Raw genomic sequence first — 22,537 nt, forward strand, 5'->3', positions numbered from 1 at the left:
CTCCTTCGATCACCCCAAAGTTACCCGGAGGTAATCATGTCGGAGGAGCACCGCGTCGCCATCGTCACCGGAGCCGCACGCGGTATCGGTGCCGCCACCGCCCGGCGGCTGGCCGCCGACGGGATGGCAGTGGCGGTCGTCGACATCGACGAGGCGGCCACCAAGGAGACGGTGGACGCCATCTCCGGCGCGGGTGGCCGTGCGCTCGGCGTGGGTGCCGACGTGTCCGACCGCGACCAGGTCGGGGCCGCCGTGGAGCGGGTCGCCGCCGAACTGGGCGCCCCCACCGTCCTGGTCAACAACGCTGGCGTGCTGCGCGACAACCTGCTGTTCAAGATGACCAACACCGACTGGGACACGGTCATGGGCGTACACCTGCGCGGGGCGTTCCTGTTCAGCCAGGCCGCTCAGAAGCACATGGTGGACCGCAAGTGGGGGCGGATCGTCAACCTGTCCAGCACCTCCGCGCTGGGCAACCGGGGGCAGGCGAACTACGCCGCCGCCAAGGCGGGCCTCCAGGGCTTCACCAAGACGCTCGCCATCGAGCTGGGGCCGTTCGGGGTGACCGTCAACGCCGTCGCGCCCGGCTTCATCGTCACCGACATGACGGCGGCCACCGCCGCCCGCATGAAGGTCGACTTCGAGGACCTCCAGAAGCACGCCGCCGCCGAGATCCCGGTCCGTCGCCCGGGTCGCCCGGAGGACGTCGCCCACACCATCTCGTTCCTGGCCAGCGAGGGCGCCGGCTTCGTCTCCGGTCAGGTCATCTACGTGGCGGGCGGACCACGGGCCTGACCCGCGCCGCTTCCGTTCTCCGCGGCCCGGTCGGTCAGGCCGGGTCGCGGCGGGTGCGCCAGAGCCAGAAAAGGCCCAGCACCGGCAGGACGAGCGGGATGTAGCCGTACCCGCTACCGAACTGCGACCACACCGTCTCGTCGGGGAAGAGGGCCTTGTCGGCCAGGCTCAGGATGCCGACCGCGACGACACCGACCAACTCCACCGAACAGCACACCAGCGCCACCCGTCGACCGGTGTGTCCCGCTCGGGCCAGACCTACCGCGGCCACGATGTAGATGAGCGCGGCCAGGGCGGAGAGCAGGTACGCCACCGGCGCCTCGTCGAACTTCGTGGCGATCTGTAGGCCCGCCCGACTCGTCGCCGCGATGGCGAACAGCAGGTAGACCGCGATCAACAGACGGCCGGGCCCGGAGTTCGTGCGCTGTCGGGCCGGACGAGTCTCAACCACCGAGGACCTCCCAGGTCTGCTGCAACCGCACCACCACGACCGGCGTCACCAGGCAGACCGCGCAGACGATCGCCGACCCCCACCGGGTCGGTTCCATCCGGGCCAGCACCCAGGCCAGCGGTGGCAGGCAGACCAGCGTGACCAGGTAGCCGAAGAACGCGCCGGGCTCGCCCGGCCGGTCGCCGCCGCCGACCGCCACCAGGGCCAGCACACCCAACGCGAGCAACACCAACTCGAGTACGGCCAGACCGGCGAACTGCACCCGGTCCGGCGGCCGGTGGCGTACCGCCGCGACCAGCGCCCACACGGCGACGAGCAGCGACAGCACGATCGACACCGTCGCGAGGGGCCCGTCTACCGGCGAGCCGGCCGCCGCGCTGGTCATCGGCCCCACCCGGTCGTCGCCTCGGTCACCGGCACAGCCTACTAACCGTCGTAGTACCCGCCGCGCGCTGCCTGGCCATCGCGCCCCGCCGCGTCCGCGAACGCGGCGGGTGTGTCGGGGCGGGCGGCCGGTGCGTCCGGCCGCGCGGCGGGTGTGTCGGGGCGGGCGGCCGGTGCGTTCGGCCGCGCGGCAGCCCGAGGGGGTATGCAGGCGCTGTCGAGCTGCCCCAGATTTGGGGCAAGGCCATCTCGGATCTCTGCGCCAGCAGTGGGGCGAGCGTCGGAAGTCGGATGGGGCTCTGCAGGACGGTGTGGGGCGCCCCGGATCTGGGGCAGCTCGACAGGCACTCGTCGGACCATGGTCACCCCCGGTCGGCAGTACGCGCGCTGCTCCGGATGGCGACCCGCCGCCGACGGACCTGCTGGGGCGACTAGCGTGGATCACGTCCGTGGCGTCGCCACGGTCGGGGGAAACGGCGGAGGTACACGTGCTGCGGTTCGGCTTGTTCGGCACCGGTCACTGGGCGATCGAGACGCACGGGAAGGCGCTGCACGCACACCCGGACGCGGAACTGGTCGGGGTGTGGGGGCGTAACCCGGAGCGGGCCTCCGCGCTGGCCGAGCGGTACGGCGTGCCCGCGTACGCCGACGTCGACGCCCTCATTGAGCAGTGCGAGGCCATCGCCGTCGCGCTGCCGCCGGACGTCCAGGCCGACATCGCGGTCCGTGCCGCGAACGCCGGCCGGCACCTGCTGCTGGACAAGCCGTTGGCGCTCAGCGTGGACGACGCCGACCGGGTGGTCGCCGCCGCCCAGGCGTCGGGAGTGGCCTCGGTGGTGTTCTTCACCCAGCGGTTCCAGCCGAACGTCACCGCGTTCCTCGCGTCGACCGCCGCCGCCGGTGGCTGGCAGCACGGCCGCACCACGGCCTTCGCGTCGATCTTCCAGGACGGCAGCCCGTACGGCGGCTCGCTGTGGCGTCGCGAGCACGGCGCGCTCTGGGACATCGCCCCGCACGCGCTCTCGATCCTTCTGCCGGTGTTGGGGCGGGTCACCCAGGTGGCCGCGATGGACGGCCCGAGCGGGATGGTGCACCTGCTGCTCACCCACGAGGGTGGTGCGACCAGCAGCGCCTCGCTCTCCCTGGACGCGCCGACCGAGGCGATGGCCCGGGAGTTCGTGTTCTACGGCGAGAACGGCATCGAGACCGTGCCGCACGGCGAGAACGACGCCGCGACGGCGTTCGGTGTGGCGATCGACCAGCTCGTCGAGCAGGTCCGGACCGGTGCCCGCGACCACCGCTGCGACGTCCGCTTTGGCCGCGAGGTGGTCACGATCATCGCCGCCGCCGAGGAGGCCCGCCAACAATCCCGCACGATCCGCCTTCCCTAGCCCTCCCCCATCCCCCAACCCCTCCCACCCCGTACAACGGGGTCTGGGGTTTAGGTGGGGGTTGTTAGGGCCTCGGTTAGTTCTTCGGGGTTGTCGAACTGTTCGGGTGGTAGGGCCTGGAGCATGTGCAGCATGCTCGTGTCGGCGCCGTTCTCCTGCGCCCAGCGGACGAGGTCCTCGCGGGAGACCGGGTAGTCGAGCCCGGCCAGGTACTCCTGCAACTGCACGCCTGACACGGTCATGTCGGTTGGCTACCCGCTCGTGTCATGCGTACACGCTGACGGCGTGTCGGCTCGCGACGCGCCGACGGTTTGTCGGCGTGAGCGCCGGGTAGCCGCTGCCATGCTGGTTCAGCGGCTCGGCGCGCCGAGCGACTTCGACCCGTTGCTGGAGCGCGTTCGGGACGCCCGGGTGGTGATGATCGGCGAGTCCACGCACGGCAGTTACGACTACTACCGGCTCCGTGAGCAGTTGACCCGTCGACTGATCGCGGAGTGCGGCTTCTCGTTCGTGGCCGTAGAGGGCGACTGGCCGGACTGCGACCGGGTGCACCGCTCGGTCACCGCCGCGCCCGGCGGGGCCCTCGATCCGCAGAGCGCGCTGGAGCGCTTCGAGCGGTGGCCGACCTGGATGTGGGCCAACGCCGAGGTGGCGCGCTTCTGCCGGTGGCTGCGGGCGTGGAACCTGCAACGGCCGGAGGGTGAGCGGACCGGGTTCCACGGGCTCGACGTCTACAGCCTCTGGGAGTCGATGCAGGCGATCTTCGACTACCTGGGGGAGGAGGACCCGACCTCGCTGGAGGCGGCGCAGGACGCGTACCGGTGCTTCGAGCCGTACGGCAAGCGGGTCGAGGAGTACGGCGCGGCCAGCCGGTTCGTCTCCGCCCGGTGCGAGGAGGAGGTGGTCCGGCTGTTGGCGCGTACCCGGGAGCAGGCCATGTCAGACGGCCCGGACCGCTTCTCGGCCTGGCAGAACGCGGAGGTGGTGGCCGGCGCGGAGCGCTACTACCGGGCGATGGTGGCCGGCGGTCCGGACTCGTGGAACATCCGAGACACCCACATGCAGGACACTTTGGACCGGCTGCTGCACCGCTACGGCCCGGACGCCCGAGGGATCGTCTGGGCGCACAACACGCACGTGGGGGACGCGCGGGCCACCGACATGGCCGCGGACGGGATGGTCAACATTGGTCAGTTGGCCCGCGAACGGCACGGCGACGACGCGGTGGCGCTGATCGGGTTCGGCACCTACCGGGGCACGGTGATCGCCGCTCCCCGGTGGGGCTCGCCCTCGGAGGCGATGGTGGTGCCGCCGGCACGGGAGGGCTCGGTGGAGCGGCGGTTGCACGAGCTGATGCCCGAGCGGGCGGTGCTCGTCTTCGGCGGTGACGACCAGCCGGGCTGGGTCACCGAGCCGGCGGACCACCGGGCGATCGGGGTGGTCTACGACCCGTCGTTCGAGTCCTGGGGCAACTATGTGCCGACGCGCCTGGCCGCGCGCTATGACGCGCTCATCTGGTGCGACGAAACGACGGCCCTGCACCCGCTGGCGGTCCCCGCCGCCCCCGGCGAGATGGAGACGTACCCGGCCGGTGTGTGACCGGGCCCGCGCCGATCATGGAGTTGTGGTGCCGGACGAAGTGCCCGAGTCAGGGCACGACGGGCACCACAACTCCATGATCGACCAGGCTGGGACCTAGACCCTCGTGGGTTCCTGGGTCGTGAGGTGGTCGCGGAGGCCTTCGCCTTCGATGTCGACGTTGGGCAGGGCGCGGTTCAGCCAGCGGGGCAGCCACCAGGCGCGGTCGCCGAGCAGGGACATCACGGCCGGGACGATGGTCATGCGGACCACGAAGGCGTCGATCGCCACGCCGATGGCGAGCGCGAAGCCCATCGACTTGATCACCGGGTCATCGAGGAAGACGAAGCCCCCGAACACCGACATCATGATCAGCGCGGCGGCGGTGACCACCCGGGCGCCGTGCCCCATGCCGCTGATCGTGGCCGCCCGGGCGCTCTCACCGTGCACGAAGTCCTCCCGCATCCGGGAGACCAGGAACACCTCGTAGTCCATGGCGAGCCCGAACAGGATGCCGATGAGCAGGATCGGCAGGAAGCTGATCAGCGGGCCTGGCGTGTCCAGGCCGACCAGGTCGGCGAGGTGCCCCTGCTGGAACACCGCCACCGTGATGCCGAACGTGGCGGCGACGGTGAGCAGGAAGCCCAGCGCGGCCTTGACCGGCACCAGCAGCGAGCGGAACACCAGCATCAACAGCAGGACCGACAGCCCGACCACCAGCAGCAGGTAGACCGGCAGCGCGTCGGAGAGCTTCTCGGAGACGTCGATGCCGATCGCGGTGACGCCGGTGAGCAGGACGTCCGCGCCGCGGATGCCGCTGACCGAGTCGCGGATGTCGTGCACCAGCGTCTCGGTGGCCTCGTCGGTCGGGCCGGTCTTGGGCACCACGCCGAGCAGCGCCGTCCGGCCGTCCGGGCTGAGCTGCGGCGGCGCCACCGCGAGGACGTTCTCGGTACGTTGCAGCAGCGCGGTGACCTGCGGTACGGCGGCCGCGGTCGCCGGTGCGTCGTCGCCCGCGACGACCACCGCGAGCCGGCCCGTGAAGCCCGGGCCGAAGCCCTCGACGGTCAGGTCGTTCGCCACCCGGGCCGGAGAGCCGACGGCGGCCGTCGCCGCGCCCGGCAACGCCAGCCGCATGTCGGGCGTGGGCAGCGCGAGCAGCCCCAGACCGAGCAGCCCGACCAGGATCACGGGTACGCGGAAACGGGTGACGAACCGGGCCCAGCGGAAGCCGAACCGGGTGCGGTCCTCGGCCGGGGCCGGCCGGTCGAGGTCCGCGTCGGTGCCCGGCGTGCCCTCGTTGGCGAGTGCCCGCAGCCGGCGGGGGAGCACCCGGCGACCGGCGAAGCCGAGCAGCGCCGGCTGCAGGGTGATGGCGACGAGGACGGCCACGGTGACGGTGCCGGCGGCGGCGAGACCCATCACGGTGAGGAACGGGATGTCCACCACGGCCAGGCCGGCGAGCGCGATGACGACGGTGGCGCCCGCGAAGACCACGGCGGAGCCGGCGGTGCCGACGGCCCGGCCGACCGCCTCGTCCGGGGGCAGGCCGTCGAGCAGGTTCTGCCGGTGCCGGGAGGTGATGAACAGCGAGTAGTCGATGCCGACGGCGAGGCCGAGCATCAGCGCGAGGATCGGCGCCGTGCTGGTCAACTCGATGACGCCGCTCAGCGCGAACAGGCCGGCCATGCCGACGCCCACGCCGATCAGCGCGTTGAGCATGGTCATGCCGGCGGCCACCAGCGAGCCGAACGTGATGATCAGGACGATCGCGGCGACCAGGACGCCGAGCGCCTCGGTCGAGCCGATCTCCGGCTCCCCGCCCAGCACCTCACCGCCCGGGGCGACCTGCCAGCCCTTCGCCTTGGCCGCCGCGCCGACCTCCTCGTACGCGGTCTTCTGCGCGTCGGTCACCTCGTCCGCCCCGGTGGCGAACTGGACCTGCACCAGCGCGTACCGGCCGTTGGGCGAGACGGCGCCGACTTGGAGCGGGTTGACCGCGCCGACGACGCCGGGCAGCGTCCCGGCTTGCTGGACCAGCTCCTGCACCACGGCCTGGCCCTCCGGGGTGGCCAGTTGGCCGTCGCCGGGCGCCTTGAGCGTGATCGTGCCGGTGGCGCCGCTGGCTGCGGGGAACTGCTCGCTGAGCAGGTCGAGGGCGCGCTGGCTCTCGGTTCCGGGCATGGTGAAGTTGCTCGCCGTCGGGCCGCGCAGGGTCGCCGCGGCCAGGCCGGCGCCGACGAGTACGACGAGCCAGAGCGCGACGACGAGCCGTCGCCGGCGCAACGCGCCCCGGCCGAGCCGGTAGAGCAGGGTGGCCATCAGGAGTCCTTGTCCTCGGTCGTGGGTGGTTGGGGCTGGGGTGTCCCGACGGGTTCGACGGCCCGCCGGGCGAGGGTGAGCAGGGCGGGACGCAGCTCGTCGTCGGGGATGTCGACGAACTCGGCGCATGCCTCGGAGATGCCGGCCAGCAGCACCAGCGCGGCGATCCGGGCGCCGGGACGGTCGGAGTGGCCGGCCAGTGCGTCGCGCAGCCGTTCGGAGATCTGCTGGATGTGGGCGAAGGCCGGCTGGCACAGCAGCTCCGGGAACTCGCCGCGCAGGACGGCGATCTCCCGCCGGAACCGGACCGCGAGGTCGACGAAGCCGACCGCGGCGACGTCCTGGGCGGCCGCGCCGGTCAGGCCGCTGAGCTGGTCGTCGAGGTCGGTCAGCACCGTGATGGCCGGTGCCATCAGCTCGGCGAGCAGGGCTTCCTTGTTGGCGAAGTGGTAGAGCACGGTGGCCTTGGAGCAGCCGACCTCGCGGGCGATGTCCTGCAACGAGGTGCCCCGGTAGCCGGTCACCGCGAACCGTCGTGCCGCTGCGGCCAGGATCTCGCCGTGCGTCTCGGACACCGCTCTCGCCATCACCGGTCCACCTCCGTGAACCAGCATGCCTGACCGATCGGTCAGACCCTGACCGATCGGTCAGACAAACCGGGTGGTGTTCCCCACACCCGGTTCCTGTCTAGTCCGCGTGCTCCGCGTCGTACCGGGTCCGCGCCTCGGCGATCGCCCGGCGGTGCCGCTCGGCCCAGCTCGTCAGGGCCACCAGCGACTCGTACAGCTCCAGGGCCATCGGGGTGGCCACGTATTCGACCTTGGGGGGCACGGTCGGGTAGACGGTGCGGTGCAGCAGGCCGTCGCGTTCCAGGTTGCGCAGGGTCAGCGTGAGCATCCGCCGGCTGATGCCCTCGATGTGCCGCTCCAACTCGGTGAAGCGCACCGGGCCGTGCGAGGCCGCCACCAGGATGCCGATGCTCCACTTGCCGCCGACCCGGTCGAGCACCTCACGGACGGTGCACGCCCGCGCCTGCCCGGGGGTGAAGGGCACGTTCCCGGGTGAGCAGGTCAGCTCGGCCTCCACCAGCGCGGACACATCGCTGTTCCTCTGGGACACAACAGTGCCTCCTTCCGCTCCCGCTCATGGTCACAGACGATGGCGTCGGTAACAAACCGTGCACCAAGGAGGATTCCGTGGACCGAGCGACCCCGTCCCGCTGGCCGGCGCTGCTGGTGCTCTGCGCCGGCAGCCTCATGATCATTCTCGATGGCAGCGTCGTGTCGGTGGCCCTGCCCGCCGTCCAACGCGACCTGGGCTTCACCGCCGCCGGGCTGGCCTGGGTGGTCAACGCCTACCTGGTGGCGTTCGGCGGGCTGTTGCTGCTCGCCGGCCGTCTCGGTGACCTGCTCGGCCGACGCCGGGTCTTCCTGGCCGGCGTCGTGCTGTTCACCGTGGCCTCGGCGGCCTGCGCGGCGGCCGGCGGGCCGGCCCTGCTCGTCGGCGCGCGGTTCGGCCAGGGTGTCGGTGGCGCGCTGGCCATGGCGGTCAGCCTCGGCATGATCGTCCGGCTCTATCCCGAGCCGGCCGAGCGGGCCCGCGCGATCGCCGTCTACAGCTTCACCGGGGCGGCCGGCGCGTCGATCGGCACGGTGGCCGGGGGAGTGCTGACCGAGCTGGCTGGCTGGCGTTCGATTTTCCTGGTGAACCTCCCGATCGGGGCGGCGATCCTGCTCGCCGCCGTCCGCCGGCTCCCCGCCGAGCGGGGCATCGGCCTGCGGGCCGGCCTCGACGTGCCGGGCGCCGTGCTCGCCACCGCCGGCCTGATGGCGGCCGTGCTGGGCATCGTGGGTACGGGTGAGCACGGCTGGACCAGCCCGCGCACCCTCGGCGCGGTGGCGCTCGCCGTGCTGCTGCTCGGCGGCTTCGCGCTACGCCAGGGCGTGGCGTCCACCCCGCTGCTGCCTCCCCGACTACTGCGCGTCCCGGGGCTGCTCGCGGCGAACACCGTGCAGTTCCTCATGGTGGCCGCGTTCTTCGGCTTCCAGTTCCTGCTCGCCGTGGAGCTGCAACTGGTGCTCGGGCTGGACGCGGCGGCGACCGGCTGGGCGTTCCTGCCCACCCCCGTGGTGATCGCGGCGGTGTCGCTCGGCCTGGCGGGCAGGCTGATCGCCCGCTGGGGCGCCCGAACCGTGCTGGTGACCGGGCTCGGCCTGGCCGCCGTCGGTTTCCTGCTGCTCGCCCGGCTGTCTGCCGACGGGAGTTACGTCGCCGACGTACTCCCGGCGATGTTGATCTTCGGGGTGGCCGGCGGCCTGACCCTGCCGGCGGTCACCACGCTGGCGATGGCCGGCGCGACCGACGCCGACGCCGGGCTCGCCTCCGGTCTGGCCAACACGACCCAGCAGGTCGGGGGAGCGCTCGGCCTGGCGACGCTGGCGACCCTCGCGGCGGCCCGCAGCGACGCTCTGCGGGCCGCCGGTCAGGCCGAGGCGGCCGCGCTGGCCGGCGGTTACCGGGTGGCGTTCGCGGTGGCCGCCGCCCTGGTGCTCGCCGCCCTGCTGGCGCTGTGCACGGTGCCGCGCCGGCCGGGCGGGGCGCGACCCGACGTCGACGGACCGGTCGACGGGCCGGCCGCCGACCGTGGTCCTCGAAATCGGCAGGCCTCCGAGCGCCGCGTCCGGTTGACCGACGACGCCGAGGCCGCGAGGGTGATCGGGTGAGTGAGGCTGACGAGACCCGCGACGGCGTGGCCCTGACCAACCTGGACCAGCCGCTGTCCGACCGTGACGACGCCACCAAGCGCGACCTTGTCGACTACCTCGACGCGGTCCGGGGGCCGATCATCGGGCAACTCCGGGACCGGCCGCTGTCGGTGATCCGGGTCCGCCCCGGCCAGCCGCCGTTCATGCAGAAGAACCTGCCCCGCTACACCCCGGACTGGGTACGCCGGACGCCCCTCTGGGCCGAGGCGTCGCACCGGGAGATCTCGTACGCCCTCTGCGACGACCGGCGGACCCTGCTCTGGCTCGCCAACCAGCGGGCCGTCGAGTACCACCCGACCCTGGCCACGGTTGCCGACCTGCACCGACCGACCCACCTGGTGCTCGACCTGGACCCGCCCGAGGGCGACGGGTTCCGGGCGGCGGTCGACGCGGCCGTGCTGGTCCGCCAGGCGCTCGCCGACGCCGGCCTGGTCGGAGCGGTCAAGACCAGCGGCGCCAAGGGCGTGCACGTCTTCGTCCCGGTCACCGGCGACGCCACCGCCGAGGAGTTGGCGGCCGCCACCCGGGCGCTCGCCGTCCGCGCCGAACGGCTCGACCCGGCGCTCGCCACCACGGCGTACATCCGCGAGGACCGGGGCGGGAAGGTGTTCGTGGACGCCACCCGCTCCGGCGGGGCGACGGTCGTCGCCGCGTACAGCCCGCGACTACGGCCCGGGATGCCGGTGTCCTTCCCGGTCGACTGGGCCGACCTGACCGAGGTGACCCCGGCGGACTTCACCATCCGGACGGTCCCGGCGCTGCTCGCCGGGACCGACCCGTGGGTCGCGCTGCTGCCGGAACCCCAGCGGATCCCCGCCGACCTGGTCACCGAGGGTCGCGCCATCCCGGTGGCCCGCGTTCAGGCCATGCACGAGGGCAAGCGCCGGGCCCGCGCCCGCCGCGAAACCACCTGACGGTACGCCCCGACGACTGCCCCACCCGCCGCCACGCGGCTCGGCTCCGGCTCGGCCGTCCGGCGGTCCTGTCTTGTCGGTGGTCTGTGGCACGATTTGCCGGGTGACCAGCCGATCCACGGAGAGCCAGCGCCTCGCCGACCTCGCGCGGCTGCGTCGCGTCCGCGACCGCATCGACCGGGAGTACGCGCAGCCGTTGGACGTCGAGGCGCTCGCCCGGGGCGTCCACATGTCGGCGGGGCACCTCAGCCGGGAGTTCCGGCTCGCCTACGGCGAATCGCCGTACAGCTATCTCATGACCCGGCGCGTGGAGCGCGCCATGGCCCTGCTGCGTCGTGGCGACCTGAGCGTCACCGATGTCTGTTTCGCGGTCGGCTGCTCGTCGCTCGGCACCTTCAGCACCCGCTTCACCGAACTGGTCGGTATGCCCCCCAGCACGTACCGCCGGGAGGCGGCGCTGTCGACCGCCGGGCTGCCATCCTGTACGGCGAAGCAGGTCACCAGACCCATCAGGAATCGAGAAGCGCAGGTCACGCGGCCACCCCTAGCGTGACCGGGGCCCCGCCACCCCAGCAGATGGAGAGACGATGAGCAAGGCCACGGACTCGCCCGCGGCGCACGTCGCGGACCGCCACGACCTGATCCGGGTACAGGGCGCTCGCGTCAACAACCTCAAGGACGTCACGGTCGAGCTGCCGAAGCGTCGCCTCACGGTGTTCACCGGTGTCTCCGGCTCGGGCAAGAGCTCGCTGGTGTTCGGCACCATCGCCGCCGAGTCGCAGCGGATGATCAACGAGACCTACAGCGCCTTCCTCCAGGGCTTCATGCCGACGCTGACCCGGCCCGAGGTCGACGTGCTGGCCGGGCTCACCACCGCGATCATCGTCGACCAGGAGCGGATGGGGGCCAACGCCCGCTCCACCGTCGGCACCGCCACCGACGCCAACGCGATGCTGCGCATCCTGTTCAGCCGGCTCGGGCAGCCGCACATCGGCTCGCCGAACGCCTTCTCCTTCAACGTCCCGTCGGTCCGGGCCAGCGGCGCGATCACCGTGGAACGTGGCGCGGGCAAGACGAAGACCGAGAAGGCGACCTTCAACCGCCTGGGCGGCATGTGCCCGCGCTGCGAGGGGATGGGCGCGGTCACCGACTTCGACCTCTCCGCGCTGTACGACGACAGCAAGTCGCTCAACGAGGGCGCGATCACGATCCCCGGCTACAGCATGGAGGGCTGGTACGGGCGGCTCTTCCGGGGCTGCGGCTACTTCGACCCGGACAAGCCCATCAGCAAGTACACGAAGCGGGAGCTGCAGGACCTGCTCCACCGGGAACCGACCAAGATCAAGGTTGAGGGCATCAACCTGACGTACTCGGGCCTGATCCCGCAGATCCAGAAGTCGTTCCTGTCCAAGGACATCGACACGTTGCAGCCGCACATCCGTGCCTTCGTGGACCGGGCGGTCACGTTCACGACCTGCCCCGACTGCGACGGCACCCGGCTCAGCGCCGAGGCCCGCTCGTCGAAGATCGCGGGCAAGAACATCGCCGACGTCTGCGCCATGCAGATCAGCGACCTCGCGGCCTGGGTCCGGGGCATCCAGGAGCCGTCGGTCGCGCCGCTGCTCAGCGGGTTGCAACACCTCCTCGACTCGTTCGAGGAGATCGGGCTGGGCTACCTGTCACTCGACCGACCGTCCGGCACGCTCTCCGGCGGCGAGGCGCAGCGCACCAAGATGATCCGCCACCTCGGGTCGTCGCTCACCGACGTCACGTACGTCTTCGACGAACCGACGATCGGGCTGCACCCGCACGACATCGCCCGGATGAACGGCCTGCTGCTGAGACTGCGCGACAAGGGCAACACCGTCCTGGTCGTGGAGCACAAGCCGGAGGCCATCGCCATCGCCGACCACGTCGTCGACCTCGGTCCGGGCGCCGGCACCGGCGGGGGTGAGGTGGTGTTCGAGGGCACCGTCGACGGGCTGCGCGCCAGCGACACCCTGACCGGGCGGCACCTGGACGACCGGGCCGCGCTGAAGTCGTCGGTGCGTACACCGTCCGGCACGCTCGCCGTGCGGGGCGCGAACACCCACAACCTGCGGGACGTCGACGTCGACATCCCGCTCGGCGTGCTCGTGGTGGTGACCGGCGTGGCCGGTTCGGGCAAGAGCTCGCTCATCCACGGCTCGGTGTCCGGCACCGACGGCGTGGTGTCGGTCGACCAGAGCGCGATCCGCGGCTCCCGACGGAGCAACCCCGCGACGTACACGGGTCTGCTCGACCCGATCCGCAAGGCGTTCGCCAAGGCCAACGGTGTGAAGCCCGCGCTGTTCAGCGCCAACTCCGAGGGTGCCTGCCCCGGCTGCAACGGCGCCGGCGTCATCTACACCGACCTGGGGATGATGGCCGGCGTCGCCGCCACCTGCGAGGAGTGCGAGGGGCGGCGGTTCCAGGCGTCCGTACTGGAATACCGGTTCGGCGGCCGGGACATCAGCGAGGTGCTCGCCATGTCGGTGACCGAGGCGGCGGCGTTCTTCGGCACGGGCGAGGCGCGTACCCCGGCGGCGCACGCCATCCTCGACCGACTCGTCGACGTCGGGCTCGGCTACCTCAGCCTCGGCCAGCCGTTGACCACCCTGTCCGGCGGCGAGCGGCAGCGGCTCAAGCTGGCCACCCGGATGGCCGAGAAGGGCGGCATCTACGTCCTCGACGAGCCGACCACCGGCCTGCACCTCGCCGACGTGGAGCAACTGCTCGGCCTGCTGGACCGGCTGGTCGACTCCGGCACGTCGGTGATCGTCGTCGAGCACCACCAGGCCGTCATGGCGCACGCCGACTGGATCATCGACCTCGGCCCGGGCGCCGGCCACGACGGCGGCCGAATCGTCTTCGAAGGCACCCCGGCCGACCTGGTAACGGCCCGCAGCACCCTAACCGGACAACACCTGGCCGAGTACATCAACGCCTAATCTCTCCCAGCCCCGCCCCCGCCCCGCCCCCGCCCACCCCGCGCCGCTCCGCCTCGCGCCCCCACGGTCCCCGCGATCTTGCACTTTCTGCGGCGGCAAAAGGCGCATCCCGCCCAAAATCACAACCGAAACTGCAAGATCGCGGAGTCGATGGGTTCGGGCCTGGGGCGATGCAGTTGGACGCGAGCCGGCGGCGGGAGCGTGGGGTCCGGGGCGGGGACGGTTCGACGCGAGCCGGGGCGGCGGGGGAGTGGGGTCCGGGGCGGGGACGGTTCGACGCGAGCCGGCGGCGGGGCGTGGGGTCCGGGGCTCGGCCCCGGGACAGAAATGACAAGCGCCCCAGGTCCGCGCTTCTCAGCGGACATGGAGCGCGAAAGCTTGTGCCCCCGGCAGGATTCGAACCTGCGCCCCCGCCTCCGGAGGGCGGTGCTCTATCCCCTGAGCTACGGGGGCTCAGCGACTGGAGAAGACTAGCAAACCTCCTCCGCGTACGCCGAATCGGTATCGGGTGGGCCGGTCGTGTCGGCGACCGGCCCGCCCGGTACTCAGGCCGCGACCGCCCGTCCGCAACTGGGCAGCGGGTGCAGGACGATCCGCCGGGGCAGCCGGCGCGGCCACTCGTTGCGGGGCCAGGACCCGTCCACGATCAGGTGCACGGTGCGCTGTTCCTCGCCACTGAGTCGCAGTACGAAGTCGCGGGGGAGCGGCGGGTCGACCGTCGGCGTCGTGATCATGAAGCGCACCCGGCCCCGGGACGACACGGCGGAGATCACGTCGGCGGCCGGCATCGTGCCGCGCAGCCGTACCCGCCCGATCCAGTAGACCTCGGCGAGGTGCTCCTGGGCCGTCCGGGTGATCGCCGGGTACTCGCTGCGTACCCACCGTTCGACCGCGCTGACGCAGAGCCCGCAGGCACGCTCGCGCGGCTCGCGTGGACCCAACCCCCAGGCCCGCAGGTACGCCCCGACCGCGCCCACGTCCAGCGGAAGGTCGAACCGGCGCTGGATGAGCGTGGTGAGGCTCTGCCGCGTCCACAGCTCCTCGTCCAGGCCGAACTCGTCGGGGTGGACGCCCCGGAGTGTGTCGATCAGTTCGAGTTCCTGCTCGCGGCTGAGCATTCCCGGCTCGCCCTGCCGCTGTCCGCGACGGACGGCTGCCACCGCCCCGTCACCGCCGATGGTGTGGCGTCGGCACCAACTGGTGACCGAGCGCCGTGCGTCTCTGAGTGCAACCCCCACGTCTTGGGCAACGAGCACGAATCACTACTGGTCACGATATGTGTGGAGAAAACTCTCTAAGCGATGTAATCGCCTGTCTAGGGCAAAACGGCCATAAGTGACGACTAGGTATCTATGGGATGCCACGGTCGCCGGGTGGCCCGGCGGGTCCGGCGGGTCCGGCGGGCGGCGTGGCTCGGGTGGCGATCCGGCGTGGTCCGCCGCCAGGTCGCCGATGTGGCGGCATCCGCGCGCCTGGACACCGCCACATCGCCGATCTCGGGTGGATCATGCGCGCCCCCGCGTCGTGGACGTCATGGTCGACTCGGGTTCGTGGAAGTCGGGGCGTCCCGGCCGCGCCGACAGCCCGATTTGCAGGAATCCGAGTCGATCACCGAGACCGTGCCCCGCCCCCCGCCGCGGGGCAGCGGCCGGATACGGGCCGGGCCCGCGTCCCGCCGAGGTGCGGCGGTGACGCGGGCCCGGTGTGCCCGTGCGGAGTGGATCAGCCCTTGGCCTGCGCCTGGAGCTGCCGGAGGTTGTTCAGCTCGGACTGCTGGGTGGACTTCATGGTCTCGGCCACCCGTACCACCTCGGCGTTGTCGGTCTCGGCGAGCGCCGCGTCGATCATGTGGATCCCGCCCAGGTGGTGGTTGTACATGAGGGTCAGGAACTGCCGGTCGACCTCGATGCCCTTGGCGTCGCGCAGGGCGGCCATCTGCTGCGGCGTGGCCATGCCCGGCATCAGCCCGTCCTTGACGGCCGCGCCGTCGGACATCCACGACATCGGCGGCTGCGAGCCGGTCGGGCTCAGCCCCCACTCGCGCAGCCAGGTCTGCATGGCGCCGATCTCACCCTGCTGGCCGGTGGCGATGTCGACGGCGATCTGCCGGACCTCGGGCAGCGTCGCCGACCGGTACGCGATCAGGCTCATCTCCACGGCCTGGGTGTGGTGGGTCGTCATGTCCCGGGCGAAACCCGCCTCGACCGAGGCGTCACCGGGGCGGGTGAGCCGGGGGGTGAGCAGACCGCCGGTGTACCCGAGCAACAGCCCCACCACCAGCAGGGCGGTAAGCGCGAGCAGCCCGTAGCGCCGTGCCGGCGCCCGGCCGCCCTCGTCTGGGCCGGCCTGGGTCTCGTCGTACTCGCTGTCGGTGGTGGTGGGGGCTGTCATCGAGGTCCTTACTGGGTGGGCGGCTGCTGCTGGAGCTCACGCGGGGTGGTGCCGGTGGCGGTGACGCCCTGGTTGCAGAGCGCCGTGGGGCCCTCGACCGAGGCGTTCACCCGCAGGTCCTTGATGAAGTCGTCGATCCGCTTGTCATCGGCGTTGTCGACCTTGAGCTGGTAGCCCCACGCCTGGAGCGAGATCGGCTTGTCCAGGCCCTCGTACGGGCTCATCAGCATCTTCTCGACGCCACGCACCTTGCCGGCGAGCTTGTCGACCTGGTCCTTGGGCAGGTCCGGGCGGTACGTGATCCACACCGCGCCGTGCTCGAGGCTGTGCACGGCGTGCTCGCTGGCGATCGGGGCGTCGTACACGTCGCCCATGCAGTTCTGCCAGGCCGCGTTGTGCACGCCACCCACGGGCGGCGAGTACTTGTAGGTCAGCGGGCCGGCCTTGTGCGCCTCGTACTTGAGGCTCTCCGGGTCGGACTTGCGGATGTTGGTGATGCCGTCGATGGCGTTGGCCCGCTTGTCCCACGGCTTGGAGCCCTGGACCGCGGCCCAGGCGCCGTAGCCGATGATGCCGGCCGCGAGAACGCCCACGGCGACGAAGAGCGCGATCGGACCCCACGCCCGGCCCTGGCTCACCTTGACCGGTGCGACCGGCTTGCGCGGGCCCTTGCCACCGGCCCGGGGGGAGCCCGTCGGCTTGCCGGAACCGGCCTTGGCGCCAGGCGCCGGCCGGCCTGCGGCCGGCTTCTTGCCGGTGCTGACCACGGTCGGGCGGCGCTCTGGGCCACCCGGGGTGCTGATGCTCATCGTGCCTCGTCAAGTCGGTCGGTCAGGGGAGATGGCGGGCCGGTTGACGCGCAGGGTAGCCGCCGAGTGCCCGAGTCTACCCCCGATAACATGGTTGGGTGACTCCTGCAGAACTCGCCTCGGTCGTCCTCACCGCCGCCCACGCCGTCTTCACCGACCGTGGCCTGGATCACGCCGCGCTGCCGGAGCGCACGGTGGTGGAGCGACCGCGCAACCCCGAGCACGGCGACTACGCCTCCACGCTCGCTCTGCAGTTGAGCAAGAAGGTGGGCGTCCCGCCGCGTGAGCTGGCCAGCGCCCTCGCCGACGAGCTGGGTCGGGCGCCCGGGGTCAAGTCGGTGGAGATCGCCGGGCCGGGCTTTCTCAATATCCGGCTGGACGCCGCCGCCGCCGGCCAGCTCGCCCGGGTGATCGTCGAGGCCGGCGCGGAGTACGGCCGCAGCGACCGCCTCGCGGGCGAGAAGATCAACCTGGAGTTCGTGTCGGCCAACCCCACCGGTCCCGTGCACATCGGGGGCGTCCGCTGGGCGGCCGTCGGCGACGCGCTGAGCCGGCTGCTGCGGGCCACCGGCGCCGAGGTCGGCACGGAGTACTACTTCAACGACGCCGGTTCGCAGATCGACCGCTTCGCCCGGTCGCTGCTGGCCACCGCGAAGGGCGAGGCCGTGCCGGAGGACGGCTACGGCGGCGCGTACATCGCGGAGATCGCGACCGAGGTGCAGGCCCGCCGGCCCGACGTGCTCGGCCTGGACGACGCCGCCGCCCAGGAGGTGTTCCGCGTCGAGGGTGTCGCGTTGATGTTCGACGAGATCCGCTCGTCGCTGCGGGACTTCGGCGTGGAGTTCGACACCTACTTCAACGAGAAGGACCTGCACGATCGGGGCGAGCTGGACCTCGCGCTGGCGCGGCTGCGCGAGCAGGGCCACCTGTACGAGTCCGAGGGCGCGACCTGGCTGCGGACCACCGACTTCGGTGACGACAAGGACCGGGTGCTGCGCAAGTCCAACGGCGAGTGGACGTACTTCGCCGCGGACTGCGCCTACTACCTGGACAAGCGGGAGCGCGGCTTCGAGCGGGTCGTGATCATGCTGGGCGCCGACCACCACGGCTACATCGGCCGGATGAAGGCGATGTCCGCCTGCTTCGGCGACGACCCGGAGCGCAACCTGGAGATCCTCATCGGGCAGCTGGTCAACCTGCTGCGCGACGGCGCCCCGATGCGAATGAGCAAGCGGGCCGGCACGGTGATCACCCTGGAGGACCTGGTCGAGGCGATCGGCGTGGACGCCTCCCGGTACGCGTTGGCCCGTTACTCCAGCGACTCGCCGATCGACATCGACATCGAGCTGTGGACGCGGGCGACCCGCGACAACCCGGTCTACTACGTGCAGTACGTGGCCGCGCGGACGGCGGGCGTGGCCCGCAACGCCGCCGAGGTGGGCCTGGTTCCGGGCGACGCCGACGCGTTCCGCCCCGAGCTGCTCGAGCACGAGAAGGAGAACGAGCTGCTCAAGGCGCTCGCCGAGTTCCCGGCGGTGGTGGCCACGGCCGCCGAGCTGCGCGAGCCGCACCGGGTGGCCCGCTACCTGGAGGAGAGCGTCGCCGCCTCCTACCACCGGTTCTACGACAACTGCCGGGTGCTGCCGTTGGGCGACGAGGAGGTCACCGACCTGCACCGCGCCCGGCTCTGGCTCAACAACGCCACCCGCACGGTGATCGCCAACGGTCTGCGCCTGCTCGGCGTCTCCGCCCCCGAGAGGATGTGACATGCGGGCTCACGAGGCTGGTGCGCTGCACGCGGACATCAGCAACCAGGGGCCGGCCTGGCTGCGTACCCCGGCCGACGTCAACGCCCTCGTGCCGGCGCTGTGGCCGCGCAGCGTGACGCGCGGCGCGGACGGCGCGGTCGCCGTCGCGGGCCTGAGCGTCCGCGACATCGCGGCCGAGTTCGGCACCCCGGTGTACGTCCTCGACGAGGCCGACCTGCGCTCACGCTGCCGCGACTTCCGGGCGGCCTTCCCGACCGAGGACGTCTACTACGCGGGCAAGGCGTTCCTCTGCCGGGCGGTGGTCCGGATGATCGCCGAGGAGGGCCTGCACCTGGACGTCTGCACCGGCGGCGAGCTGGCCACCGCGCTCTCGGCCGGGATGCCGCCGGAGCGGATCGGCTTCCACGGCAACAACAAGTCGGTCGCCGAGCTGGGTCGGGCGCTGGACGCCGGGGTGGGCCGCATCATCGTCGACTCGTTTACCGAGATCGACCGGCTGACCGCGCTGGCCCGCGAGCGCGGCGTCCGCCCCCGGGTGCTGGTCCGGGTCACCGTGGGCGTCGAGGCGCACACCCACGAGTTCATCGCGACCGCCCACGAGGACCAGAAGTTCGGCTTCTCCCTGGCCGGGGGAGCGGCGGCCAACGCCGCGTTCAAGATCCTCGACGAGGACGTACTGGAGCTGCGCGGGCTGCACTCGCACATCGGGTCGCAGATCTTCGACGCCAGCGGCTTCGAGGTGTCGGCCCGTCGGGTGCTCGCCCTGCAGGCGCAGATCCGCGACGCCCGGGGGGTGGAGCTTCCCGAGTTGGACCTGGGCGGCGGCTTCGGCATCGCGTACACCACCCAGGACGACCCGGCGACCCCGCAGGACCTGGCCAAGCGGCTGCGCAAGATCGTCGACTCGGAGTGCGCGGCGGAGAACCTGGCCGTTCCCCACCTGTCGATCGAGCCGGGCCGGGCCATCGTCGGGCCGGCCGTGTTCACGCTCTACGAGGTCGGCACGGTCAAGGACCTCGACGGCATCCGGACGTACGTCAGCGTGGACGGCGGGATGAGCGACAACATCCGTACCGCCCTCTACGACGCGTCCTACTCCGCGACGCTGGCCTCGCGCGCCTCGGACGCGGCGCCGTTGCTCGCCCGCGTGGTGGGAAAGCACTGTGAGTCCGGGGACATCGTGGTGAAGGATGAATTCCTGCCCGCCGACGTGCAGCCCGGAGATCTTGTCGCGGTACCCGGCACCGGCGCGTACTGCCGGAGCATGGCCAGCAACTACAACCATGTGCCCCGGCCGCCGGTCGTCGCGGTACGTGACGGCCAGGCGCGCCTGATCGTCCGGCGGGAGACCGAAGAGGACCTGCTGGCATTGGATGTGGGATGACGTCACCTGTGCGCTTGGCTCTGCTCGGCTGCGGCACGGTCGGCCAGGAGGTGGTCCGGCTGCTGCACGAGCAGTCGGCCGACCTGGCCGCCCGCATCGGCGCTCCACTGGAGATCGCCGGCGTCGCCGTCCGTCGGCTCGGCCGCGACCGTGGTGACCTGCCGATCGACGAGAGCCTGTTCACCACCGACGCGCTTGGCCTGATCAAACGCGACGACGTGGACGTGGTCATCGAGGTGGTCGGCGGGATCGAGCCGGCCCGGAGCTGGCTGGTCGAGGCGCTGCGCGCCGGCAAGAGCGTGGTCACCGCCAACAAGGCGCTGCTCGCCGAGGACGGCGTGGCCCTGCACGAGGCAGCCGCCGAGGGTGGCGGGGACCTCTACTACGAGGCGTCTGTCGCCGGCGCCATCCCGCTGCTGCGCCCGCTGCGCGAGTCGCTGCACGGCGACCGGATCAACCGGGTCACCGGCATCGTCAACGGCACCACCAACTTCATCCTGTCCGCGATGGACGCCACCGGCGCCGGCTTCGCCGAGGCCCTGGAAGAGGCCACCGAGCTGGGGTACGCCGAGGCCGACCCCACCGCCGACGTGGAGGGCTTCGACGCCGCGGCCAAGGCCGCGATCCTCGCCTCGTTGGCGTTCCACACCCGGGTCGGCGCGGCCGACGTGCACCGCGAGGGCATCACCGAGGTGACCGCCGCGGACATGGCCAGCGCCCAGGCGATGGGCTGCACGATCAAGCTGCTCTGCATCGCGGCCCGGGGCGTCGACGCGGCCGGTCAGGAGACGGTCAGCGTCCGGGTGCACCCGGCGATGATCCCGCGTAGCCACCCGCTGGCCAGCGTCGGCGATGCGTTCAACGCGGTCTTCGTCGAGGCGGACGCGGCCGGTCAGCTCATGTTCTACGGCCGGGGCGCGGGCGGCGCGCCGACCGCCAGCGCCGTGCTCGGCGACGTGGTGGCGGTGTCCCGCAACCGGCTCGCCGGGGTCCGCGCGGCCAGCGAGAGCGCGTACGCCGACCTGTCGGTGCGGCCGATGGGCGAGGCGCTGACCCGCTACCACGTCAGCCTCGACGTGGCCGACCGCTCGGGTGTGCTGGCCGCCGTGGCGAGCGTGTTCGCCCGGCACGACGTGTCGATCGCGACCGTGCGCCAGGGCTCGGCCGGTGGCGCTCCCGGCCGCGACGGCGACGCCGAGCTGGTCATCGTCACCCACGTGGCGCCGGACGCCGCGCTCGCCGCGACCGTCGACGAGCTGCGCGGTCTGGACATCGTCCGGTCGGTGACGAGCGTGCTGCGGGTCGAGGGCGGCGCCTGAGTCGTTGGACCATCAGGGCGGCTCGGGCGTCCCGCCAGGTGGGTAACCCGGGGTGTGCCATCGATGGCTCCGGCAGGGTGGTCCAGGGTGACCTGGTGCTCGGGTCGGAGCTGCGGTAAAGCGAGGAGATTGACATGTGGCGGGGTCTGATCGAGGCGTACCGGGATCGGCTGCCCGTCACCACGGCCACGCCGGTCGTCACGTTGCACGAGGGGAACACCCCGCTGCTGCCGGCGCCCGTGCTCTCGGCCCGGCTGGGCTGTGACGTCTACCTGAAGGTGGAGGGGGCCAACCCGACCGGCTCCTTCAAGGACCGGGGGATGACCCTCGCGGTGTCGAAGGCGGTCGAGGCCGGCAACAAGGCGATCATCTGCGCCTCCACCGGCAACACCAGCGCCTCCGCCGCGGCGTACGCGGCGCGGGCCGGGCTGACCTGCGCGGTGCTGGTGCCGCAGGGCAAGATCGCGTTGGGCAAGCTGGCCCAGGCGCTGGTGCACGGGGCGAAGCTGCTCCAGGTCAGCGGCAACTTCGACGACTGCCTGGCGCTCGCCGCCAAGCTCGCCCAGGATCACCCGGTCGCCCTGGTCAACTCGGTCAACATCGACCGCCTGCACGGGCAGAAGACGGCCGCGTTCGAGATCGTGGAGGCGCTCGGCGACGCTCCGGACATCCACTGCCTGCCGGTCGGCAACGCCGGAAACATCTCCGCGTACTGGATGGGGTACTCGGAGGAGCAGGCCGCCGGCGTCACCACCCGCGCGCCCAAGATGTACGGCTTCCAGGCGTCCGGAGCGGCGCCGATCGTGACCGGCCAGGTGGTGCCGGAGCCGTCCACCATCGCCACCGCGATCCGGATCGGCAACCCGGCGAGCTGGACGAAGGCGCTCGACGCCCGGGAAGCCTCCGGCGGCCTCATCGCGGCGGTGACCGACCGGGAGATCCTGTCGGCGTACCGGCTGCTCGCCCGTGAGGTGGGCGTGTTCGTCGAGTTGGGCAGCGCGGCCAGCGTGGCCGGCCTGCTCCAGCAGGCCGCGGCGGGCGCGGTGCCGGCCGGTTCGACGGTGGTCTGCACGGTGACCGGTCACGGCCTGAAGGACCCGGAGTGGGCGATCTCCACCGCGCCCGCCCCGCTGACCATCGGCAACGATCCGTTGGCCGCGGCCCGGGCCCTCGACCTCGCCTGAGAGCGCTGGCGCGGCTGGCGGTGGGCCGCCGCCGGGGGCGGCGGGGGTTCCGGTGATCGAGTCCGGCACACTTTCAGGTATCCCCGCCCGCATTCTCTTTCAGGAGTGAGCC

At 72.0% G+C, this 22,537-nt stretch carries 19 protein-coding genes, 1 tRNA gene and 1 pseudogene; 11 read left to right on the forward strand and 10 right to left on the reverse strand.

Annotated features, from left to right (window positions below; all coding sequences use genetic code 11):
- Positions 1-36: 36 nt before the first annotated feature.
- Complete coding sequence (gene fabG, locus AB0I89_RS30700) at positions 37-795, forward strand: 3-oxoacyl-ACP reductase FabG (protein WP_357133882.1); 759 nt, start codon at positions 37-39, stop codon at positions 793-795.
- A gap of 34 nt (positions 796-829) precedes the next feature.
- On the opposite strand, the gene AB0I89_RS30705 is transcribed toward fabG, so the two are convergent.
- Both AB0I89_RS30705 and AB0I89_RS30710 read right to left on the reverse strand, forming a co-directional pair.
- On the reverse strand, positions 830-1,246 hold the full coding sequence (locus AB0I89_RS30705; RefSeq protein ID WP_355052829.1) for a hypothetical protein: 417 nt from the start codon (positions 1,244-1,246) through the stop codon (positions 830-832).
- Positions 1,239-1,666: pseudogene (locus AB0I89_RS30710) on the reverse strand (hypothetical protein). The gene AB0I89_RS30705 and the pseudogene AB0I89_RS30710 overlap by 8 nt, the downstream one beginning before the upstream one ends.
- A 452-nt stretch (positions 1,667-2,118) precedes the next feature.
- On the opposite strand from AB0I89_RS30710, the gene AB0I89_RS30715 reads away from it, so the two are divergent.
- The gene (locus tag AB0I89_RS30715) at positions 2,119-3,021 is read left to right on the forward strand and encodes a Gfo/Idh/MocA family oxidoreductase (protein WP_357133886.1); all 903 of its coding nucleotides are present in this window, start codon (positions 2,119-2,121) and stop codon (positions 3,019-3,021) included.
- Between the two features lie 50 nt (positions 3,022-3,071).
- Here AB0I89_RS30715 and AB0I89_RS30720 read toward each other — a convergent pair whose 3' ends face one another.
- On the reverse strand, positions 3,072-3,263 hold the full coding sequence (locus AB0I89_RS30720) for a DUF2795 domain-containing protein (protein WP_357133889.1): 192 nt from the start codon (positions 3,261-3,263) through the stop codon (positions 3,072-3,074).
- 100 nt (positions 3,264-3,363) lie between these two features.
- Here AB0I89_RS30720 and AB0I89_RS30725 point away from each other — a divergent pair, with 100 nt between their 5' ends.
- Positions 3,364-4,620, forward strand: a complete 1,257-nt coding sequence (locus AB0I89_RS30725; RefSeq protein ID WP_357133892.1) for an erythromycin esterase family protein — start codon at positions 3,364-3,366, stop codon at positions 4,618-4,620.
- Between the two features lie 96 nt (positions 4,621-4,716).
- Here AB0I89_RS30725 and AB0I89_RS30730 read toward each other — a convergent pair whose 3' ends face one another.
- The 3 genes from AB0I89_RS30730 to AB0I89_RS30740 form a co-directional block, all read right to left on the reverse strand.
- Positions 4,717-6,921 carry an MMPL family transporter gene (locus tag AB0I89_RS30730; protein ID WP_357133895.1) on the reverse strand — a complete coding sequence of 735 codons (2,205 nt, stop codon included), beginning with the start codon at positions 6,919-6,921 and terminating at the stop codon, positions 4,717-4,719.
- The gene (locus AB0I89_RS30735; RefSeq protein ID WP_357133898.1) at positions 6,921-7,508 is read right to left on the reverse strand and encodes a helix-turn-helix domain-containing protein; all 588 of its coding nucleotides are present in this window, start codon (positions 7,506-7,508) and stop codon (positions 6,921-6,923) included. Before AB0I89_RS30735 ends, AB0I89_RS30730 begins: the two co-directional genes overlap by 1 nt.
- A gap of 100 nt (positions 7,509-7,608) precedes the next feature.
- The gene (locus AB0I89_RS30740; RefSeq protein ID WP_355052881.1) at positions 7,609-7,995 is read right to left on the reverse strand and encodes a helix-turn-helix domain-containing protein; all 387 of its coding nucleotides are present in this window, start codon (positions 7,993-7,995) and stop codon (positions 7,609-7,611) included.
- A gap of 122 nt (positions 7,996-8,117) precedes the next feature.
- Here AB0I89_RS30740 and AB0I89_RS30745 point away from each other — a divergent pair, with 122 nt between their 5' ends.
- The 4 genes from AB0I89_RS30745 to AB0I89_RS30760 all read left to right on the forward strand — a co-directional run bounded on the left by AB0I89_RS30745 (position 8,118) and on the right by AB0I89_RS30760 (position 13,569).
- Positions 8,118-9,644: an MFS transporter gene (locus tag AB0I89_RS30745; RefSeq protein ID WP_357133901.1), complete on the forward strand. Its 1,527-nt coding sequence runs from the start codon at positions 8,118-8,120 to the stop codon at positions 9,642-9,644.
- Positions 9,641-10,600: an ATP-dependent DNA ligase gene (locus AB0I89_RS30750; RefSeq protein WP_357133904.1), complete on the forward strand. Its 960-nt coding sequence runs from the start codon at positions 9,641-9,643 to the stop codon at positions 10,598-10,600. Before AB0I89_RS30745 ends, AB0I89_RS30750 begins: the two co-directional genes overlap by 4 nt.
- A 103-nt stretch (positions 10,601-10,703) precedes the next feature.
- Entirely contained in the window at positions 10,704-11,153 is a 450-nt protein-coding gene (locus AB0I89_RS30755) for a helix-turn-helix transcriptional regulator (protein WP_357133907.1), read from the forward strand.
- 34 nt (positions 11,154-11,187) lie between these two features.
- Positions 11,188-13,569 carry an excinuclease ABC subunit UvrA gene (locus AB0I89_RS30760; protein WP_357133910.1) on the forward strand — a complete coding sequence of 794 codons (2,382 nt, stop codon included), beginning with the start codon at positions 11,188-11,190 and terminating at the stop codon, positions 13,567-13,569.
- A 381-nt stretch (positions 13,570-13,950) separates the two neighbouring features.
- Here AB0I89_RS30760 and AB0I89_RS30765 read toward each other — a convergent pair.
- The 4 genes from AB0I89_RS30765 to AB0I89_RS30780 form a co-directional block, all read right to left on the reverse strand.
- Positions 13,951-14,022, reverse strand: a tRNA-Arg gene (locus tag AB0I89_RS30765).
- Positions 14,023-14,114: 92 nt separating this feature from the next.
- On the reverse strand, positions 14,115-14,807 hold the full coding sequence (locus tag AB0I89_RS30770; protein WP_355052838.1) for a winged helix-turn-helix domain-containing protein: 693 nt from the start codon (positions 14,805-14,807) through the stop codon (positions 14,115-14,117).
- 484 nt (positions 14,808-15,291) lie between these two features.
- Positions 15,292-15,960, reverse strand: coding sequence for a DUF305 domain-containing protein (locus AB0I89_RS30775; RefSeq protein ID WP_357133913.1), 669 nt, complete (start codon positions 15,958-15,960; stop codon positions 15,292-15,294).
- Between the two features lie 8 nt (positions 15,961-15,968).
- Complete coding sequence (locus AB0I89_RS30780; protein ID WP_357133916.1) at positions 15,969-16,769, reverse strand: DUF3105 domain-containing protein; 801 nt, start codon at positions 16,767-16,769, stop codon at positions 15,969-15,971.
- 98 nt (positions 16,770-16,867) lie between these two features.
- Here AB0I89_RS30780 and argS point away from each other — a divergent pair, with 98 nt between their 5' ends.
- The 4 genes from argS to thrC all read left to right on the forward strand — a co-directional run bounded on the left by argS (position 16,868) and on the right by thrC (position 22,425).
- Positions 16,868-18,535, forward strand: a complete 1,668-nt coding sequence (gene argS / locus AB0I89_RS30785; RefSeq protein ID WP_357133919.1) for an arginine--tRNA ligase — start codon at positions 16,868-16,870, stop codon at positions 18,533-18,535.
- A gap of 1 nt (position 18,536) precedes the next feature.
- Entirely contained in the window at positions 18,537-19,922 is a 1,386-nt protein-coding gene (gene lysA, locus AB0I89_RS30790) for a diaminopimelate decarboxylase (protein ID WP_357133922.1), read from the forward strand.
- An 8-nt stretch (positions 19,923-19,930) separates the two neighbouring features.
- Positions 19,931-21,241 carry a homoserine dehydrogenase gene (locus AB0I89_RS30795; RefSeq protein ID WP_357134032.1) on the forward strand — a complete coding sequence of 437 codons (1,311 nt, stop codon included), beginning with the start codon at positions 19,931-19,933 and terminating at the stop codon, positions 21,239-21,241.
- Positions 21,242-21,375: 134 nt separating this feature from the next.
- On the forward strand, positions 21,376-22,425 hold the full coding sequence (gene thrC / locus AB0I89_RS30800) for a threonine synthase (RefSeq protein WP_357133925.1): 1,050 nt from the start codon (positions 21,376-21,378) through the stop codon (positions 22,423-22,425).
- Positions 22,426-22,537 lie beyond the last annotated feature (112 nt).

It is taken from the genome of Micromonospora sp. NPDC049801 (genome assembly GCF_040656575.1).
Classification (GTDB): Bacteria; Actinomycetota; Actinomycetes; order Mycobacteriales; family Micromonosporaceae; genus Micromonospora.

Bases quoted from the DNA above. Each gene is read 5' to 3' on its own strand.
- AB0I89_RS30725 (WP_357133892.1), top strand. From the start codon at position 3,364: ATGCTGGTTCAGCGGCTCGGCGCGCCGAGCGACTTCGACCCGTTGCTG.
- lysA (WP_357133922.1), top strand. From the start codon at position 18,537: ATGCGGGCTCACGAGGCTGGTGCGCTGCACGCGGACATCAGCAACCAG.
- AB0I89_RS30735 (WP_357133898.1), bottom strand. From the start codon at position 7,508: ATGGCGAGAGCGGTGTCCGAGACGCACGGCGAGATCCTGGCCGCAGCG.
- AB0I89_RS30780 (WP_357133916.1), bottom strand. From the start codon at position 16,769: ATGAGCATCAGCACCCCGGGTGGCCCAGAGCGCCGCCCGACCGTGGTC.
- AB0I89_RS30760 (WP_357133910.1), top strand. From the start codon at position 11,188: ATGAGCAAGGCCACGGACTCGCCCGCGGCGCACGTCGCGGACCGCCAC.
- AB0I89_RS30720 (WP_357133889.1), bottom strand. From the start codon at position 3,263: ATGACCGTGTCAGGCGTGCAGTTGCAGGAGTACCTGGCCGGGCTCGAC.
- fabG (WP_357133882.1), top strand. From the start codon at position 37: ATGTCGGAGGAGCACCGCGTCGCCATCGTCACCGGAGCCGCACGCGGT.
- AB0I89_RS30730 (WP_357133895.1), bottom strand. From the start codon at position 6,921: ATGGCCACCCTGCTCTACCGGCTCGGCCGGGGCGCGTTGCGCCGGCGA.
- thrC (WP_357133925.1), top strand. From the start codon at position 21,376: ATGTGGCGGGGTCTGATCGAGGCGTACCGGGATCGGCTGCCCGTCACC.
- AB0I89_RS30775 (WP_357133913.1), bottom strand. From the start codon at position 15,960: ATGACAGCCCCCACCACCACCGACAGCGAGTACGACGAGACCCAGGCC.